The sequence below is a fragment of the Enterobacter cloacae complex sp. SHL020 genome (genome assembly GCF_049236945.1).
Classification (GTDB): Bacteria; Pseudomonadota; Gammaproteobacteria; order Enterobacterales; family Enterobacteriaceae; genus Enterobacter; species Enterobacter dykesii.
In genome coordinates, this window is record NZ_JBMKJF010000004.1 from 71,479 (window position 1) to 88,259 (window position 16,781).

At 57.2% G+C, this 16,781-nt stretch carries 14 protein-coding genes; 10 read left to right on the top strand and 4 right to left on the bottom strand.

Annotated features, from left to right (window positions below; all coding sequences use genetic code 11):
* The first annotated feature begins 20 nt into the window (after nt 1–20).
* The 7 genes from ispG to ACOTZB_RS11940 all read left to right on the top strand — a co-directional run bounded on the left by ispG (nt 21) and on the right by ACOTZB_RS11940 (nt 8,024).
* The gene (gene ispG, locus ACOTZB_RS11910; RefSeq protein WP_023308814.1) at nt 21–1,139 is read left to right on the top strand and encodes a flavodoxin-dependent (E)-4-hydroxy-3-methylbut-2-enyl-diphosphate synthase; all 1,119 of its coding nucleotides are present in this window, start codon (nt 21–23) and stop codon (nt 1,137–1,139) included.
* An 80-nt stretch (nt 1,140–1,219) separates the two neighbouring features.
* Entirely contained in the window at nt 1,220–2,494 is a 1,275-nt protein-coding gene (gene hisS, locus ACOTZB_RS11915) for a histidine--tRNA ligase (RefSeq protein WP_421627226.1), read from the top strand.
* Between the two features lie 13 nt (nt 2,495–2,507).
* A complete protein-coding gene (locus ACOTZB_RS11920) occupies nt 2,508–3,128 on the top strand; it encodes a YfgM family protein (RefSeq protein WP_039263736.1) in 621 nt (206 codons plus the stop codon).
* A gap of 10 nt (nt 3,129–3,138) precedes the next feature.
* Nucleotides 3,139–4,317 carry an outer membrane protein assembly factor BamB gene (bamB, locus tag ACOTZB_RS11925; RefSeq protein ID WP_008502135.1) on the top strand — a complete coding sequence of 393 codons (1,179 nt, stop codon included), beginning with the start codon at nt 3,139–3,141 and terminating at the stop codon, nt 4,315–4,317.
* A 112-nt stretch (nt 4,318–4,429) separates the two neighbouring features.
* Nucleotides 4,430–5,902, top strand: coding sequence for a ribosome biogenesis GTPase Der (gene der, locus ACOTZB_RS11930; protein ID WP_023308811.1), 1,473 nt, complete (start codon nt 4,430–4,432; stop codon nt 5,900–5,902).
* Between the two features lie 300 nt (nt 5,903–6,202).
* Nucleotides 6,203–7,744: a peptide MFS transporter gene (locus ACOTZB_RS11935; RefSeq protein WP_368525416.1), complete on the top strand. Its 1,542-nt coding sequence runs from the start codon at nt 6,203–6,205 to the stop codon at nt 7,742–7,744.
* A gap of 58 nt (nt 7,745–7,802) precedes the next feature.
* Nucleotides 7,803–8,024 carry a zinc ribbon domain-containing protein gene (locus ACOTZB_RS11940; protein ID WP_033146199.1) on the top strand — a complete coding sequence of 74 codons (222 nt, stop codon included), beginning with the start codon at nt 7,803–7,805 and terminating at the stop codon, nt 8,022–8,024.
* Here the strand turns inward: ACOTZB_RS11940 and ACOTZB_RS11945 are convergent.
* The 3 genes from ACOTZB_RS11945 to xseA are packed head-to-tail and all read right to left on the bottom strand — an operon-like array spanning nt 8,021 to nt 10,823.
* A complete protein-coding gene (locus ACOTZB_RS11945; RefSeq protein ID WP_126329984.1) occupies nt 8,021–8,371 on the bottom strand; it encodes a protealysin inhibitor emfourin in 351 nt (116 codons plus the stop codon). The genes ACOTZB_RS11940 and ACOTZB_RS11945 overlap by 4 nt on opposite strands.
* On the bottom strand, nt 8,372–9,391 hold the full coding sequence (locus ACOTZB_RS11950) for a M4 family metallopeptidase (RefSeq protein ID WP_063408285.1): 1,020 nt from the start codon (nt 9,389–9,391) through the stop codon (nt 8,372–8,374).
* Nucleotides 9,392–9,449: 58 nt separating this feature from the next.
* Nucleotides 9,450–10,823 carry an exodeoxyribonuclease VII large subunit gene (gene xseA / locus ACOTZB_RS11955; RefSeq protein WP_421627227.1) on the bottom strand — a complete coding sequence of 458 codons (1,374 nt, stop codon included), beginning with the start codon at nt 10,821–10,823 and terminating at the stop codon, nt 9,450–9,452.
* A 158-nt stretch (nt 10,824–10,981) separates the two neighbouring features.
* Between xseA and guaB the strand changes: the two genes are divergently transcribed.
* Both guaB and guaA read left to right on the top strand, forming a co-directional pair.
* The gene (gene guaB / locus ACOTZB_RS11960) at nt 10,982–12,448 is read left to right on the top strand and encodes an IMP dehydrogenase (RefSeq protein WP_023333022.1); all 1,467 of its coding nucleotides are present in this window, start codon (nt 10,982–10,984) and stop codon (nt 12,446–12,448) included.
* A gap of 67 nt (nt 12,449–12,515) precedes the next feature.
* A complete protein-coding gene (gene guaA, locus ACOTZB_RS11965) occupies nt 12,516–14,093 on the top strand; it encodes a glutamine-hydrolyzing GMP synthase (protein WP_006811514.1) in 1,578 nt (525 codons plus the stop codon).
* Nucleotides 14,094–14,148: 55 nt separating this feature from the next.
* On the opposite strand, the gene ACOTZB_RS11970 is transcribed toward guaA, so the two are convergent.
* Nucleotides 14,149–14,979, bottom strand: a complete 831-nt coding sequence (locus ACOTZB_RS11970; protein ID WP_008502123.1) for a MurR/RpiR family transcriptional regulator — start codon at nt 14,977–14,979, stop codon at nt 14,149–14,151.
* Nucleotides 14,980–15,271: 292 nt separating this feature from the next.
* Between ACOTZB_RS11970 and ACOTZB_RS11975 the strand changes: the two genes are divergently transcribed.
* The gene (locus ACOTZB_RS11975; protein WP_421627228.1) at nt 15,272–16,777 is read left to right on the top strand and encodes a CoA-acylating methylmalonate-semialdehyde dehydrogenase; all 1,506 of its coding nucleotides are present in this window, start codon (nt 15,272–15,274) and stop codon (nt 16,775–16,777) included.
* Nucleotides 16,778–16,781 lie beyond the last annotated feature (4 nt).

A 16,781-nucleotide genomic window follows, 5' to 3' on the forward strand; every position in this document is an offset into this window, starting at 1 on the left:
GGCAACGCGGGAGATTTTTCATGCATAACCAGGCTCCGATTCAACGTAGAAAATCGAAACGGATTTACGTTGGGAATGTGCCAATCGGCGATGGGGCACCTATCGCCGTTCAGTCGATGACCAATACGCGCACCACTGATGTGGAAGCGACGGTCAATCAAATCAAAGCATTAGAACGTGTAGGCGCGGACATTGTGCGCGTCTCCGTCCCGACCATGGATGCCGCAGAGGCGTTCAAACTGATCAAACAGCAGGTCAGCGTTCCGCTGGTGGCTGATATCCACTTCGACTACCGCATCGCACTGAAAGTGGCCGAATACGGCGTCGATTGCCTGCGTATTAACCCGGGCAACATCGGTAACGAAGAGCGCATTCGCATGGTCGTGGACTGCGCCCGCGATAAAAATATTCCTATCCGTATCGGCGTTAACGCCGGTTCCCTGGAAAAAGACCTGCAGGAAAAATACGGCGAGCCGACGCCACAGGCGCTGCTCGAATCCGCGATGCGCCATGTGGATCATCTGGATCGTCTTAACTTTGACCAGTTCAAAGTCAGCGTAAAAGCGTCAGACGTATTTCTCGCGGTTGAATCTTATCGCCTGCTGGCAAAGCAGATCGACCAGCCTCTGCACCTCGGGATCACCGAAGCGGGCGGCCTGCGCAGCGGCTCTGTAAAATCCGCGATCGGTCTGGGGCTGCTGCTCTCTGAAGGGATCGGTGACACCCTGCGCGTCTCGCTGGCGGCCGATCCGGTCGAAGAGATCAAAGTTGGTTTCGATATTCTGAAGTCACTGCGCATCCGCGCACGTGGGATCAACTTCATTGCCTGCCCAACCTGCTCGCGTCAGGAGTTTGATGTGATCGGGACGGTGAATGCCCTGGAGCAGCGTCTGGAGGACATTATCACCCCGATGGACGTCTCCATCATCGGCTGCGTGGTAAACGGTCCTGGTGAAGCACTGGTGTCAACCCTGGGCGTAACCGGCGGTAACAAGAAAAGTGGTCTCTATGAAGATGGCGTTCGTAAAGATCGTCTGGATAATAGCGACATGATCGACCAGCTTGAAGCCCGCATCCGCGCCAAAGCCGCCATGATGGACGAAACACAGCGTATCAGCGTTCAGCAGGTTGAAAAATAACGTGATGGGAAGCATGCCGCTTCCCATGTATGATTGAACCCATTCTTTGGGTTTTTTTTGTATATAGAAAGAGAATAAACGTGGCAAAAAACATTCAAGCCATCCGCGGCATGAACGATTATCTGCCTGGCGAAACCGCCATCTGGCAGCGCATTGAAGGCACACTGAAGCAGGTGCTCGGCAGCTACGGTTACAGCGAAATCCGTTTGCCGATTGTAGAGCAGACCCCGTTATTCAAACGCGCGATTGGTGAAGTCACCGACGTGGTTGAAAAAGAGATGTACACCTTTGAGGACCGCAACGGCGACAGCCTGACTCTGCGTCCGGAAGGTACGGCGGGCTGCGTACGCGCCGGCATCGAACATGGTCTTCTGTACAATCAGGAGCAGCGCCTGTGGTATATCGGCCCGATGTTCCGCCACGAACGTCCTCAGAAAGGTCGTTATCGCCAGTTCAATCAGCTGGGTGTGGAAGTCTTTGGCCTGCAGGGCCCGGACATTGACGCCGAACTGATTATGCTGACCGCCCGCTGGTGGCGCGCCCTCGGTATCGCCGATCACGTTTCCCTTGAGCTGAACTCTATCGGTTCTCTGGAAGCACGCGCTAACTACCGCGATGCGCTGGTGGCGTTCCTGGAACAGCATAAAGAGAAGCTGGACGAAGACTGCAAACGTCGCATGTACAGTAACCCGCTGCGCGTTCTGGATTCCAAAAACGTGGATGTTCAGGCACTGCTGAACGATGCGCCTGCGCTGGGTGACTACCTGGATGAAGAATCTCGCGAACACTTCGCGGGCCTGTGCAAGCTGCTTGAAGCGGCAGGCATCGCCTATACCGTGAATCAGCGCCTGGTGCGCGGTCTGGACTACTACAACCGTACCGTGTTTGAGTGGGTGACCACCAGCCTCGGTTCTCAGGGCACCGTATGTGCGGGCGGCCGTTATGACGGTCTGGTTGAGCAGCTTGGCGGTCGTGCAGCCCCTGCTGTTGGCTTCGCGATGGGCCTTGAGCGACTTGTTTTGCTGGTTCAGGCAGTTAATCCGGAATTTAAAGCAGATTCCGTTGTCGATATATACCTGGTGGCTTCAGGCGCGGAAACGCAGTCTGCGGCGATGCAGCTTGCCGAACGCGTGCGCGATGCGCTGCCGGGCGTTAAGCTGATGACCAACCATGGCGGCGGCAACTTTAAAAAACAGTTTGCTCGTGCCGATAAGTGGGGCGCAAGTATTGCACTGGTGCTGGGCGAGTCCGAAGTGGCTAACGGCGAAGTGGTGGTGAAAGACCTGCGCTCTGGTGAGCAGACAACGGTAACGCAGGACGGCGTTGCGGCGCACTTGCGCACTCTATTGGGCTAAGGAGAAGGACTGCGTGGAAATTTACGAGAACGAACACGATCAGGTCGACGCGATTAAGCGCTTCTTTGTTGAAAACGGCAAAGCGCTGGTTGTTGGGGTTGTTTTAGGTATCGGTGCGCTGGTGGGCTGGCGTTACTGGAACAATCATCAGGCAGATTCCGCGCGCGGCGCGTCCCTGTCCTATGAAAATACCGTGAGCGCAATTCGTGCCGATCAGCCTCAAACGCTGACGGCGGCAGAAAAATTTGCGGCTGACAACAAAAACACCTACGGTGCACTGGCTGCGCTGGAAGTGGCTCAGCAGTACGTTGATAAGAACGAACTGGATAAAGCCGCTGCACAGCTCTCGCAGAGCCTTGCTGCGGCCAGCGATGAGAACCTGAAAGCGGTGATCAATCTGCGCCTGGCACGTATTCAGGTTCAGCAGAAAAAAGCTGACGATGCGCTGAAAACGCTCGATACCATCAAAGGCGAAGGTTTTGCTGCCATCGTTGCCGATCTGCGCGGTGAAGCACTGCTGAGCAAAGGTGACAAAGCGGGCGCGCGTAAAGCGTGGCAAGCTGGCGTAGAGAGCAATGCTTCACCTGCGCTGAGCGAAATGATGCAGATGAAAATAAATAATTTGTCCGTCTGAGAGGGACCCGATGCAATTGCGTAAATTACTTCTGCCAGGACTGCTTTCTGTTACGTTATTGAGTGGTTGTTCACTGTTCAGTGGCGAAGAAGACGTTGTGAAAATGTCCCCACTGCCGACGGTTGAAAACCAGTTTACCCCATCCACCGCGTGGGATGTATCCGTGGGCAATGGGATTGGTGATTTCTATTCCAACCTTCATCCTGCATATGCAGACAGCGTTGTCTATGCCGCTGACCGCAAAGGTACCGTGAAAGCGGTGAACGCCGATGACGGGAAAGAGGTATGGTCCGTTAACCTGGCGGAAAAAGACGGCTGGTTCTCCCGTAAACCTGCACTGCTCTCTGGCGGTCTGACCGTTGCCGGTGGCCATGTTTACGTGGGCAGCGAAAAAGCGCAGGTTTATGCGCTGAACAGCAGCGACGGTTCTATTGCCTGGCAAACAACCGTAGCGGGTGAATCCCTGTCTCGTCCGGTGGTGAGCGACGGCCTGGTGCTGATTCATACCAGTAACGGCCAGCTGCAGGCGCTGAATGAAGCTGACGGTCTGGTGAAATGGACCGTTAACCTGGATATGCCTGCGCTCTCTCTGCGCGGCGAATCCGCACCGGCTACCGCATTTGGTGCTGCCATTGTGGGCGGTGACAACGGTCGCGTGAGCGCAGTGCTGATGCAGCAGGGCCAGATGATCTGGCAGCAGCGTATCTCTCAGGCTACTGGCTCAACGGAAATTGACCGTCTGAGCGACGTAGACACAACGCCAGTCATCGTTAACGGTGTGGTTTACGCGCTGGCCTATAACGGCAACCTGACCGCGCTGGATCTGCGCAGCGGCCAGATCATGTGGAAACGTGAGCTGGGCTCTGTGAACGATTTCATCGTTGAGGGCAACCGCATCTATATGGTCGATCAGAACGACCGTCTGCTGGCTCTGAGCACCGAAGGCGGCGTGACGCTGTGGACGCAAAGCGATCTGCTGCACCGTCTGCTGACTGCTCCGGCACTGTACAACGGTAGCCTGGTGGTTGGCGACAGCGAAGGGTATATGCACTGGATCGATCCGGATAACGGCCGCTTTGTTGCACAGCAAAAAGTCGACAGCTCTGGTTTCCTGACCGATCCGGTTGTGGCCGACGGCAAACTGCTGATTCAGGCAAAAGACGGCACGCTGTACGCGATCACGCGTTAATTACCCGGCGGTTGTAGTATACTAAACGGCTCCTGTTCACTCAGGAGCCGTTTTGACATTTTTAAAAACGCCGCAAAAGCGACGTTATTTTGAATTTTATGAGGCTTCAAACATGGTACCTGTGGTCGCGCTTGTCGGGCGCCCTAACGTTGGAAAATCCACTCTTTTTAACCGTTTAACACGCACCCGTGATGCGCTGGTTGCGGATTTCCCGGGGCTGACGCGTGACCGTAAGTACGGTCGTGCAGAGGTGGAAGGACGTGAGTTCATCTGCATCGATACCGGTGGTATTGACGGCACAGAAGACGGCGTTGAAACCCGCATGGCGGAACAGTCGCTGCTGGCGATTGAAGAAGCGGATGTGGTGCTGTTTATGGTGGATGCGCGCGCTGGCCTGATGCCGGCGGACTCCGCTATTGCCAAACACCTGCGTTCACGCGAAAAGCCGACCTTCCTGGTGGCGAACAAAACTGACGGCATCGATGCCGATCAGGCCGTCGCGGATTTCTGGTCTCTGGGCCTGGGTGAGATCTACCCGATTGCGGCATCGCATGGCCGTGGCGTCACCAGCCTGCTGGAAACCGTTCTGCTGCCGTGGGTGGACGAAGTAAACCCGCCGGAAGAAGTAGACGAAGACGCTGAATACTGGGCGCAGTTCGAAGACGGAGAAGAGGGCGAAGAAGAGCCTGAAGACGACTTCAACCCGCAGGACCTGCCGATCAAGCTGGCCATCGTGGGTCGTCCAAACGTAGGTAAGTCTACACTTACTAACCGTATTCTGGGTGAAGAGCGCGTGGTCGTTTACGACATGCCGGGCACCACCCGTGACAGTATCTACATTCCTATGCAGCGCGATGAGCGTGAGTATGTCCTCATCGACACCGCCGGGGTGCGTAAGCGCGGGAAAATCACCGATGTGGTGGAAAAATTCTCCGTTATCAAAACTCTGCAGGCGATCGAAGATGCCAACGTGGTGCTGCTGGTCATCGACGCACGCGAAGGTATCTCCGATCAGGACCTCTCTCTGCTCGGCTTTATCCTCAATAGTGGGCGCTCACTGGTTATCGTGGTCAACAAGTGGGATGGCCTGAGCAATGAAGTGCGCGAGCAGGTGAAAGAGACCCTCGACTTCCGTCTGGGCTTTATCGACTTTGCCCGCGTGCACTTCATCTCTGCGCTGCACGGCAGCGGCGTGGGTAACCTGTTCGAATCCGTGCGTGAAGCGTACGACAGCTCCACCCGTCGTCAGAGCACCGCGATGCTGACCCGCATCATGAATATGGCTGCAGAAGACCATCAGCCGCCGCTGGTGCGCGGCCGTCGCGTGAAGCTGAAATATGCTCACGCCGGTGGTTACAACCCGCCAATCGTAGTAATTCACGGCAACCAGGTGAAAGACCTGCCGGATTCCTACAAGCGCTATCTGATGAACTATTTCCGTAAATCGCTGGACGTGATGGGCACGCCTATCCGTATCCAGTTCAAGGAAGGGGAAAACCCGTTTGCCAACAAGCGCAACACCCTGACGCCAAACCAGATGCGTAAGCGTAAGCGCTTGATTAAGCACATTAAGAAAAGCAAATAAGCTTTACCTGCTTCACGAAAGCCCGCGTTTATCGCGGGCTTTTTTTTGCCCAATCATACCGCCGGTTTTCTCTGTGTGAAGTCAATCACTATTCACTTTTAACCAAGTTTAAATCTAAGAAAGTAGACAATCGTCGAATTTTCATCTTAAAGTCCAGGGTCCGGTACTAGACAAAACTAGCGCCTGGTTATCAAATGGTTAACTAACTTTTCGCCGCATGTAAAAAATCGGCCAGATACGTAACTGGCCGGCGTACCTGCTGGTGTTTACAAGCACGACGACATACCTTTCGGGAGAATTATGCAATCCACTGTTAATCAAAAAGAGAGCCGAACGTTCTTCGGCCATCCGTATCCGCTCGGTTCCCTGTTCTTCACCGAGATGTGGGAGCGTTTCTCGTTTTACGGCATTCGTCCGTTACTGATCCTGTTTATGGCCGCCACCGTCTATGACGGCGGGATGGGCCTGGCGCGTGAAAACGCCTCGGCGATTGTCGGTATCTTTGCCGGTACCATGTACCTGGCCGCGCTGCCTGGCGGCTGGCTGGCGGATAACTGGCTCGGCCAGCAGAGAGCCGTCTGGTACGGTTCGATCCTGATTGCGCTCGGCCACCTGTCGATCGCGCTCTCTGCGGTAATGGGGAACAACCTGTTCTTTATCGGCCTGATGTTCATCGTGCTTGGCTCCGGGCTGTTCAAAACCTGTATCTCAGTGATGGTCGGCACCCTGTATAAAAAAGGCGACGCGCGTCGTGACGGCGGTTTCTCGCTGTTCTATATGGGTATCAACATGGGCTCGTTCATCGCGCCGCTGATTTCCGGCTGGCTGATTAAAACCCACGGCTGGCACTGGGGCTTTGGTATTGGCGGCATCGGGATGCTGGTGGCGCTGATTATCTTCCGCGTGTTTGCCGTTCCGGCGATGAAACGCTATGACGGCGAAGTCGGCCTCGACTCCACCTGGAACAGCCCGGTGGTGAAGCGTAACGGCGTGGGCGTTTGGCTGCTGGCGCTGGCGGCAGGCGTAGCAACGATCGTGACGCTGATTGCGCAGGGCGTGATTGTGATTAACCCGGTCGCGGTAGCCAGCGTGCTGGTCTATGTAATTGCGGCATCCGTTGCCCTCTACTTTATTTATCTGTTTGTCTTTGCGGGGCTGAACCGTAAAGAGCGCGCCAGGCTGCTGGTCTGCTTTATTCTGCTGATCTCCGCGGCGTTCTTCTGGTCCGCGTTCGAACAGAAGCCAACCTCATTCAACCTGTTTGCCAACGACTACACTAACCGCATGATTGGTGATTTCGAAATCCCGGCGGTGTGGTTCCAGTCAATCAACGCCCTGTTTATCATTCTGCTGGCACCGGTGTTTAGCTGGGCATGGCCGAAGCTTGCGAGCATGAACATTCGTCCGAGCAGCATCACCAAGTTCGTTATTGGTATTTTGTGCGCGGCGGCGGGCTTTGGCCTGATGATGCTGGCGGCACAGAACGTGCTGAGCAGCGGCGGAGCGGGCGTGTCGCCGTTCTGGCTGGTGGGCAGCATCCTGATGCTGACGCTCGGCGAACTGTGCCTGAGTCCGATTGGCCTGGCGACCATGACGCTGCTTGCGCCGGAAAGAATGCGCGGCCAGATGATGGGGCTGTGGTTCTGCGCCAGCGCGCTGGGTAACCTGGCAGCGGGCCTGATCGGCGGCCACGTGAAGGCCGACCAGTTGGATATGCTGCCGGATCTCTTCGCGCGCTGCTCCATCGCGCTGCTGATCTGTGCCGCGGTACTGATCGTCCTTATTGTTCCGGTGCGCCGCATGCTGGAAAATGCGCAGACTAAACCGGCAGCTGAAGCCTGATAATGTTCAGCCTACCGGGGCAGTTATCCTGCCCCGGTAAAACCCAACAGGAGAGAATATGTCGATTACCTGCCCGGAATGCCAGGCACCGCTGGAGCCCCAGAACGGCGTAGCGCACTGCGACAGCTGTAATAAAGATATTGCGCTTGTAGCCCGCTGCCCGGAGTGCCATCAGCCACTCCAGGTATTAAAAGCCTGCGGTGCGGTGGACTATTTCTGCCAGAACGGCCACGGTCTTATCTCTAAAAAACGCGTGGAGTTTGTTCGGGCCGAAGGTTAATCGCACACGCAGCCTTCGCCTTTCTGCCACAGCTCGACCAGCGACTCGGGGGCTTCCTGCTCGGGTACCAGCACGATGATATCGGCGTAGTGCGCCTGATTTTGCCCGGTCCAGATAATCTGGATGCGGAAATAGCGCTGGTCGCCGCTGCCGGGTGAAGAGGCTTGCCCCGGCGGCTGACCGCGCGGAAAAGCCTGCTCCAGGATGCTCACCAGTCGCTGGCGCTGGGCTTCATTGAGCGAGGAGAGCGCGATGGTGCGCTGTCCGCTCAGCCTGGGGATAAAAGCGACGCCGCCTTCCCGGGCCAGCTCAACCACGGCGTCATCCGTCAGTTCCGGAACCTGCATTTACAACACTCCCACCTGTTCCCAGGCTTGTTTAATGGCCGCTCCAACGTCACCGCCGGAGCGTTTCTCTCCGTGCGCGATCGTCAATTTTGCGAAGGCCTCAAAATCCGCATCCTGCGCCAGATTGCGATCGCAAACCGTGTCGTACCAGGCATAACCCGCTTTTTCCCAGGCGTAGCCGCCGATCGCCGTCGCGGCCAGATAAAATGCCCGGTTGGGGATGCCGGAGTTCAGATGCACGCCGCCGTTATCCTCGCGCGTTTTAATGAAATCTTTCATGTGCGCAGGCTGCGGGTCTTTGCCGAGCAGAGGATCGTCATAGGCGGTGCCGGGTTCAGACATTGAGCGCAGCCCTTTGCCGTTAATCCCTTTCGCCAGTAGCCCTTCACCAATGAGCCAGTCAGCTTTATCGGCGGTTTGCTTCAGATGGTACTGTTTGACCAGCGAGCCAAACACGTCCGACAGAGACTCGTTCAGCGCGCCCGACTGCTCAAAATAGATAAGCCCGGCTTCGGTCTCGGTCACGCCGTGGCTCAGCTCGTGCGCCACCACGTCGATGGCGATGGTAAAGCGGTTAAATATTTCCCCGTCGCCGTCGCCAAATACCATCTGCTGACCGTTCCAGAAGGCGTTCTGATATTCCCGACCGTAATGCACGGTGCCGGTCAAAATAAGCCCTTTATTATCGAGCGAATCACGCTGATATTCTTTCCAGAAGAAATCATGGGTAATACCTAAATAATTATAGGCTTCATCCACCGCCACATCGCCGTTCGACGGCTGGCCTTCGTAACGCACCTGCGTACCCGGCAGCTCCTGGGTTTGCTTCGCGTCGTAAATATCGCGCTCCAGCTGCCCGGCTTTATTCACGTGCGGCGCGGCGGGTTTGCCCGGCATGTGGGCCATCAGCGTCTGGACGTGGGTTAAGGTCTGACGGGCGCAGCGCTGCTGCGGCTCGGAACCGCTTTCGATAATACGACGAAGAATATAAGGGGGAATAACGCTATGAAGATGGGGCATGCTGCTCTCCTTATTAAAAAAGGGAATAGCAGCAGTATAGTAAGTAACCGGCGAAGAATTATCCGGTTTTACGCTGACGCGTCTTTTTCACCGGTTTAATTGATTTCACTTCGCTTTCAACCCAGCCGTCTGAAAGACGCGTCGTCAGCACATCGCCGGTATTCACCTGTTTGGTCTGCTTCAGCACTTTGCCGTCCGTCGCCGTCGTCACGCTATAGCCGCGCGCCAGCGTGGAGAGGGGGCTGACCGCTTCAAGATGGGTCACCGCATTGCCAAAACGTTCGCGGGTGGTGCTCAGCCGCGCCCGGATAGTTTCCGCCAGACGATACTCCAGCTGCTGGATCCGCGTTTGCGCGCGATAAATTTTCGGCTGCGGGTTCTGCTGGTTCAGGCGCTGCGTCACGCGCTGCTGGCGCGATACCGCGCGCTTAAGCTGCGCGTCCACCGCAACGTTCATGCGCTGACGCAGACGATCCAGCACGGTCTGCTGGCGCGCCAGACGCAGCTGCGGATGCTGCTGCTGAAGACGATGATGAAGCTGGGTAAAGCGGCGGGTACGGTTGGCAAAAAAGTAGTCCATCGCCATCTCAAGACGCTGCTGTACGTTCTGAATCTGACGCAGCAGCTCCAGCTGGTTGCGGCTGACCACTTCCGCCGCCGCGGACGGGGTAGGCGCACGCAGATCCGCGACGAAATCCGCAATTGTTACGTCCGTTTCGTGGCCGACGGCGCTCACCACGGGGATAATACTTGCAAAGATTGCCCGCGCCACGCGCTCGTCGTTAAAGCTCCACAGATCTTCCAGCGAGCCGCCGCCGCGTCCGACGATTAAGACGTCACACTCCTGACGCACGTTCGCCAGCTCAATGGCGCGAACTATCTGGCCCGGCGCATCGTCACCCTGAACGGCGGTCGGGTAGATGATGACGGGCAGGGAAGGGTCGCGACGCTTCAGCACGTGCAAAATATCGTGCAGTGCCGCACCGGTTTTCGAGGTGATGACCCCAACGCAGTGGGCGGGGGAGGGCAGCGGTTTTTTGAACTGCTGGTCGAACAGCCCTTCGGCAGAGAGCCTGGCTTTTAGCTGTTCATACTTCTGCTGCAGCAGGCCTTCGCCCGCGGGCTGCATGCTCTCGACGATAATCTGATAATCGCCGCGCGGCTCATAAAGGGTGATATTGGCGCGAACCAGAACCTGCTGGCCGTGCTGAGGACGAAACGTCACGCGACGGTTGCTGTTGCGGAACATCGCGCAGCGCACCTGGGCGGTGTCGTCTTTTAGGGTAAAGTACCAGTGACCGGAGGACGGCTGCGTGAAGTTAGAGATCTCACCGCTGATCCAGACCTGCCCCATTTCCTGCTCAAGCAGCAAACGCACCGTCTGATTCAGGCGGCTGACGGTATAAATTGAGGGGGATTGAGAGGATAACATGTGAGCGGGATCAAATTCTAAATCAGCAAGTTATTCAGTCGATAGTAACCTGCTGAGAGGCAATCGCAAGCTTTTTTATAAAAAAGTGTAGATGCAATCGGTTACGCTCTGTATAATGCCACGGCAATATTTAACCACCCAGGTCAGAGATATTGCCCATGCTACGTATCGCTAAAGAAGCACTGACGTTTGACGACGTCCTCCTCGTTCCCGCTCACTCCACTGTTCTGCCGAATACTGCCGATCTCAGCACGCAGTTGACTAAAACCATTCGCCTGAACATTCCTATGCTCTCTGCGGCAATGGACACCGTGACTGAAGCGCGCCTGGCTATAGCCCTGGCACAGGAAGGTGGCATTGGCTTTATTCACAAAAACATGTCTATCGAACGTCAGGCGGAAGAAGTTCGCCGCGTGAAGAAACATGAATCCGGTATCGTGTCTGACCCACAGACCGTTCTGCCAACCACAACGCTGCACGAAGTGAAAGCCCTGACCGAACGTAACGGCTTTGCCGGTTACCCGGTTGTGACCGAAGAGAACGAACTGGTGGGTATCATCACCGGTCGTGACGTGCGTTTCGTGACTGACCTGAACCAGCCTGTCAGCGTGTACATGACGCCAAAAGAGCGTCTGGTCACCGTTCGCGAAGGCGAAACCCGCGACGTGGTACTGGCAAAAATGCACGAAAAACGCGTTGAAAAAGCGCTGGTTGTTGACAGCAGCTTCCACCTGCGCGGCATGATCACCGTTAAAGATTTCCAGAAAGCAGAACGTAAGCCTAACGCCTGTAAAGACGAGCATGGCCGTCTGCGCGTCGGCGCTGCGGTTGGCGCAGGTGCCGGTAACGAAGAGCGCGTTGACGCGCTGGTCGCTGCGGGCGTTGACGTCCTGCTGATTGACTCCTCTCACGGCCACTCCGAAGGCGTTCTGCAGCGTATTCGTGATACCCGTGCCAAATACCCTGACCTGCAGATCATCGGCGGTAACGTGGCCACTGGCGCAGGCGCTCGCGCGCTGGCCGACGCTGGCTGCAGCGCGGTGAAAGTGGGTATCGGCCCTGGCTCCATCTGTACTACCCGTATCGTCACCGGCGTGGGTGTACCTCAGATCACCGCGGTATCTGACGCGGTTGAAGCGCTGGAAGGCACCGGTATTCCGGTTATCGCTGACGGCGGTATCCGCTTCTCAGGCGACATCGCCAAAGCGATCGCCGCGGGCGCCGCTGCCGTGATGGTAGGCTCCATGCTGGCCGGTACCGAAGAATCCCCGGGTGAAATCGAACTCTACCAGGGTCGTTCTTACAAATCTTACCGCGGCATGGGCTCCCTGGGCGCGATGTCTAAAGGTTCCTCTGACCGTTACTTCCAGACCGATAACGCTGCTGACAAACTGGTGCCGGAAGGTATCGAAGGTCGCGTTGCCTATAAAGGCCGTCTGAAAGAGATCATTCACCAGCAGATGGGCGGCCTGCGCTCCTGTATGGGTCTGACCGGCTGTGGTACCATCGACCTGCTGCGTACTAAAGCGGAATTCGTACGCATCAGCGGTGCGGGTATCCAGGAGAGCCACGTTCACGACGTGACGATCACCAAAGAGTCCCCGAACTACCGTCTGGGCTCCTGATAAGTTTCCGCGCCCGGCTTCTGCCGGGCGCTCTGTTTTTGTTTCACTTGCCTCGGAATTAGCGTCAATGACGGAAAACATTCATAAACATCGCATTCTCATCCTGGACTTCGGTTCTCAGTACACTCAGCTGGTGGCGCGTCGCGTACGTGAACTGGGCGTTTACTGTGAGCTGTGGGCGTGGGATGTCACGGAAGCACAGATTCGCGAATTCAATCCAAGCGGCATCATCCTGTCCGGCGGCCCGGAAAGTACCACCGAAGAGAACAGCCCGCGCGCGCCGCAGTACGTGTTCGAAGCTGGCGTGCCGGTATTCGGCGTTTGCTACGGCATGCAGACCATGGCAATGCAGCTGGGCGGCCACGTGGAAGGCTCTAACGAGCGCGAGTTTGGCTACGCACAGGTAGAAGTCGTCACCGACAGCGCGCTGGTGCGCGGTATCGAAGACTCCCTGACCGCAGACGGCAAACCGCTGCTGGACGTGTGGATGAGCCACGGCGACAAAGTTACCGCCATCCCGTCTGACTTCGTGACCGTTGCCAGCACCGAAAGCTGCCCGTTTGCCATCATGGCGAACGAAGAAAAACGCTTCTACGGCGTGCAGTTCCACCCGGAAGTGACCCACACCCGTCAGGGTATGCGCATGCTGGAGCGCTTCGTGCGCGACATCTGCCAGTGTGAAGCCCTGTGGACCCCGGCAAAAATCATCGACGACGCCGTTGAGCGTATCCGCCAGCAGGTTGGCGATGACAAGGTAATTCTCGGCCTCTCAGGCGGCGTTGACTCCTCCGTGACCGCGATGCTGCTGCACCGCGCCATTGGCAAAAATCTGACCTGCGTCTTCGTGGACAACGGTCTGCTGCGTCTGAACGAAGCCCAGCAGGTTATGGACATGTTTGGCGACCACTTCGGTCTGAACATTGTCCACGTGGAAGGCGAACAGCGCTTCCTGGACGCGCTGAAAGGCGAGAACGATCCGGAAGCGAAACGTAAAATCATCGGCCGCGTGTTCGTGGAAGTGTTCGACGAAGAAGCGCTGAAGCTGGAAGACGTGAAGTGGCTGGCGCAGGGTACCATCTACCCTGACGTGATCGAATCCGCGGCCTCTGCAACCGGTAAAGCACACGTCATCAAATCTCACCACAACGTGGGCGGCCTGCCGAAAGAGATGAAGATGGGCCTGGTTGAGCCGCTGCGCGAGCTGTTTAAAGACGAAGTGCGTAAGATCGGTCTGGAACTGGGTCTGCCGTACGACATGCTCTACCGTCACCCGTTCCCGGGTCCGGGTCTGGGCGTGCGCGTGCTGGGCGAAGTGAAGAAAGAGTACTGCGACCTGCTGCGTCGCGCGGACGCTATCTTCATCGAAGAGCTGCACAAAGCTGACTTGTACAACAAAGTGAGCCAGGCGTTCACCGTGTTCCTGCCGGTTCGCTCTGTCGGCGTAATGGGCGATGGCCGCAAGTACGACTGGGTTGTTTCCCTGCGTGCGGTGGAAACCATCGATTTTATGACCGCGCACTGGGCGCACCTGCCGTACGACTTCCTGGGCCGCGTGTCTAACCGCATCATCAACGAAGTAAACGGTATTTCCCGCGTGGTGTATGACATCAGCGGTAAGCCACCGGCTACGATTGAGTGGGAATAATCCCCTCTGAATTAACACCCAAACCCTCTGCCTGTGCAGGGGGTTTTTTATTGCCTTACTTCCCTTCCCCTAACCGATACGCCAGCGCCACCACCAGCGACTGCACCAGGCATAGTGTCGCCGACTGAGACCGAAACGCGTCCACCTGCGCCTCTTTCACCACAAAGCAGAGATCGCTGAACGTCGCCAGCGGGCTTATCTGACTGTCCGTAATCACAATCTGCCGCGCGCCAACGCTGGCGGCGGTTTCGCTGACCATCACCGTCTCTTCCGCGTACGGCGAGAAGCTTATCGACACCACAATGTCGCGCGCCTTAATGCGGCTGATCTGCTCGCGCAGCATCCCGCCCATACCGTCGAGCAGGATAGGGCGGCACTCCAGATGGCTCAGGGCATAGGTAAGGTACGCGGCGACGCTAAAGGAGCGGCGCAGTCCGGCGATGTAGATGGTGTCGGCGTCGGCCAATAGCTGTACCGCGCGCTCCAGCATCTCCGGTTCGGCGCGCGCGGCCAGCTGCTGGAGCGCCTGCGCGTTCGAGCGGGCAAACTCCTGCAGGATATCGAGCGGCGTTTCCGGCACGGCCTCGCTCTCCATTTCGCGAAACAGCCGGGCGCGGTCGCTGTAGCTGGCGGTCTCTTCAACCAGGTTCATGCGAAACAGCTGTTTCATTTCGTTGAAGCCGGTGAAGTCAAAGGCGTTGGCAAAGCGGATCAGCGTCGACGGCGGCACGTCGGCGCGCTCGGCAATGACGGCAACCGTATCGAAGGCCACGCTGTTGGTGTTGTCCAGCACGTAGCGGGAAACCTGCTGCAGCCTCTTGCTCAGGCTATCGTAGCGATCGCGGATTTGCTGCTGCAGTTCGTTCAGGCTGGTTGCTGTCGTCATCTTATCCCCCAAATACAGTCATATGATTCTAAACGCAAAACCGCGTCTTTTAAATGTCGGCCATCCATATGGCAGCAAAAATGAAACAGAAGCTTCAGTCATTTCCTCGCCCGAAATCCCTTAATAGCGCACGCGGCGTCAGTGGTGCTGGCTGTTAACATAAAAATCCATCCTTGATCACAATAATCATCATTTATTTTATTTCAACTTAAAATGGAATATTTGTTTCATATATAGTGTTCAGTACACGGTATTCAGGTAACAGTCACGTATCAACAGCGAGAGGTTAAGGATGGAGACGGTAGCGAATTTTATTCACGGCGAATGTGTCACCGGTTCAGGCCAGCGCGTTCAGGCGATCTTCAACCCGGCCACCGGCGAGCAGATCCGCCAGGTGGTGATGAGTACGGCACAGGAAACGGAGCAGGCGATTGCCGCCGCGCAGCAGGCGTTTCCGGCGTGGGCGCGCCATGCTCCGCTGAAGCGCGCGCGCGTGATGTTTCGCTTCAAGGCGCTGCTGGAGGAGAACATGGAGCGCCTGGCCCGCATCATCAGCGAAGAGCACGGCAAGGTCTTCTCCGACGCGGTGGGCGAACTGACCCGCGGCCTGGAAGTAGTAGAATTTGCCTGCGGCATCCCGCATCTGCAAAAGGGTGAACACTCTGCGAACGTCGGCACGGGCGTCGACAGCCACTCGCTGATGCAGCCGCTCGGCGTCTGCGCCGGGATCACGCCGTTTAACTTCCCGGCGATGGTACCGATGTGGATGTTCCCGATTGCGCTGGCGACCGGCAACACCTTCGTGCTGAAACCGTCGGAAAAAGATCCTTCTCTGGCGCTCGCGCTGGCGCAGCTGCTGAAAGAGGCCGGCCTGCCGGACGGCGTGTTCAACGTGGTGCAGGGCGATAAGGAGTCCGTTGACGTACTCCTGACCGACCCGCGCGTGCAGGCGGTGAGCTTTGTCGGCTCCACGCCGATTGCGGAATACATTTACCAGACCGCGTCTGCCCACGGTAAGCGCTGTCAGGCGCTGGGCGGCGCGAAAAACCACTGCATTTTAATGCCGGATGCCGACATGGAGATGGCGACCAACGCCATCATGGGCGCGGCCTACGGCGCGGCGGGCGAGCGCTGCATGGCGCTCTCGGTAGTGCTGGCGGTGGGAGATAAAACCGCCGATGACCTCTGCGCCCGGCTCGAAAAACAGATTGCCGCGCTGCGCGTCGGGCCGGGTCTGGACCAGACGCCGGAAAACGAAATGGGGCCGCTCATCTCCTCCGCGCATCGCAGCAAGGTGCTGGGCTACATCGACAGCGGGGAAGCGCAGGGAGCGAAACTTCGCGTGGACGGTCGCGGCTTCAGCGTGAAGGGCCACGAGCAGGGCTACTTCGTCGGCCCGACGCTGTTCGATAACGTCACTCCTGAAATGACCATCTATAAAGAAGAGATTTTTGGCCCCGTGCTTTCTGTGGTGCGCGTAGCAGATTACGCCAGCGCGGTGGATCTGATTAACCGCCATGAATATGGTAATGGCTCGGCGATCTTCACCCGCGACGGCGGCTGCGCGCGCCGATTCTGCGAAGAGGTGCAGGCGGGCATGGTGGGGGTCAACGTGCCGATCCCGGTGCCGATGGCGTTCCACAGCTTCGGCGGCTGGAAGCGTTCCATCTTTGGCGCGCTCAACGTGCACGGCAACGACGGCGTGCGCTTCTACACCCGAATGAAAACCATCACCGCGCGCTGGCCGGAAATGCAGCAGGAGACAGGCGCTGCGTTCTCTATGCCAACGCTGGGCTGACAGG

Coding starts and splice junctions, on each gene's coding strand:
- ACOTZB_RS11940 (WP_033146199.1), top strand. CDS start 7,803: ATGTCGATTACCTGCCCGGAATGCCAGGCACCGCTGGAGCCCCAGAAC.
- ACOTZB_RS11945 (WP_126329984.1), bottom strand. CDS start 8,371: ATGCAGGTTCCGGAACTGACGGATGACGCCGTGGTTGAGCTGGCCCGG.
- ispG (WP_023308814.1), top strand. CDS start 21: ATGCATAACCAGGCTCCGATTCAACGTAGAAAATCGAAACGGATTTAC.
- ACOTZB_RS11970 (WP_008502123.1), bottom strand. CDS start 14,979: ATGACGACAGCAACCAGCCTGAACGAACTGCAGCAGCAAATCCGCGAT.
- ACOTZB_RS11975 (WP_421627228.1), top strand. CDS start 15,272: ATGGAGACGGTAGCGAATTTTATTCACGGCGAATGTGTCACCGGTTCA.
- ACOTZB_RS11935 (WP_368525416.1), top strand. CDS start 6,203: ATGCAATCCACTGTTAATCAAAAAGAGAGCCGAACGTTCTTCGGCCAT.
- guaB (WP_023333022.1), top strand. CDS start 10,982: ATGCTACGTATCGCTAAAGAAGCACTGACGTTTGACGACGTCCTCCTC.
- xseA (WP_421627227.1), bottom strand. CDS start 10,823: ATGTTATCCTCTCAATCCCCCTCAATTTATACCGTCAGCCGCCTGAAT.
- ACOTZB_RS11950 (WP_063408285.1), bottom strand. CDS start 9,391: ATGCCCCATCTTCATAGCGTTATTCCCCCTTATATTCTTCGTCGTATT.
- guaA (WP_006811514.1), top strand. CDS start 12,516: ATGACGGAAAACATTCATAAACATCGCATTCTCATCCTGGACTTCGGT.
- der (WP_023308811.1), top strand. CDS start 4,430: ATGGTACCTGTGGTCGCGCTTGTCGGGCGCCCTAACGTTGGAAAATCC.
- bamB (WP_008502135.1), top strand. CDS start 3,139: ATGCAATTGCGTAAATTACTTCTGCCAGGACTGCTTTCTGTTACGTTA.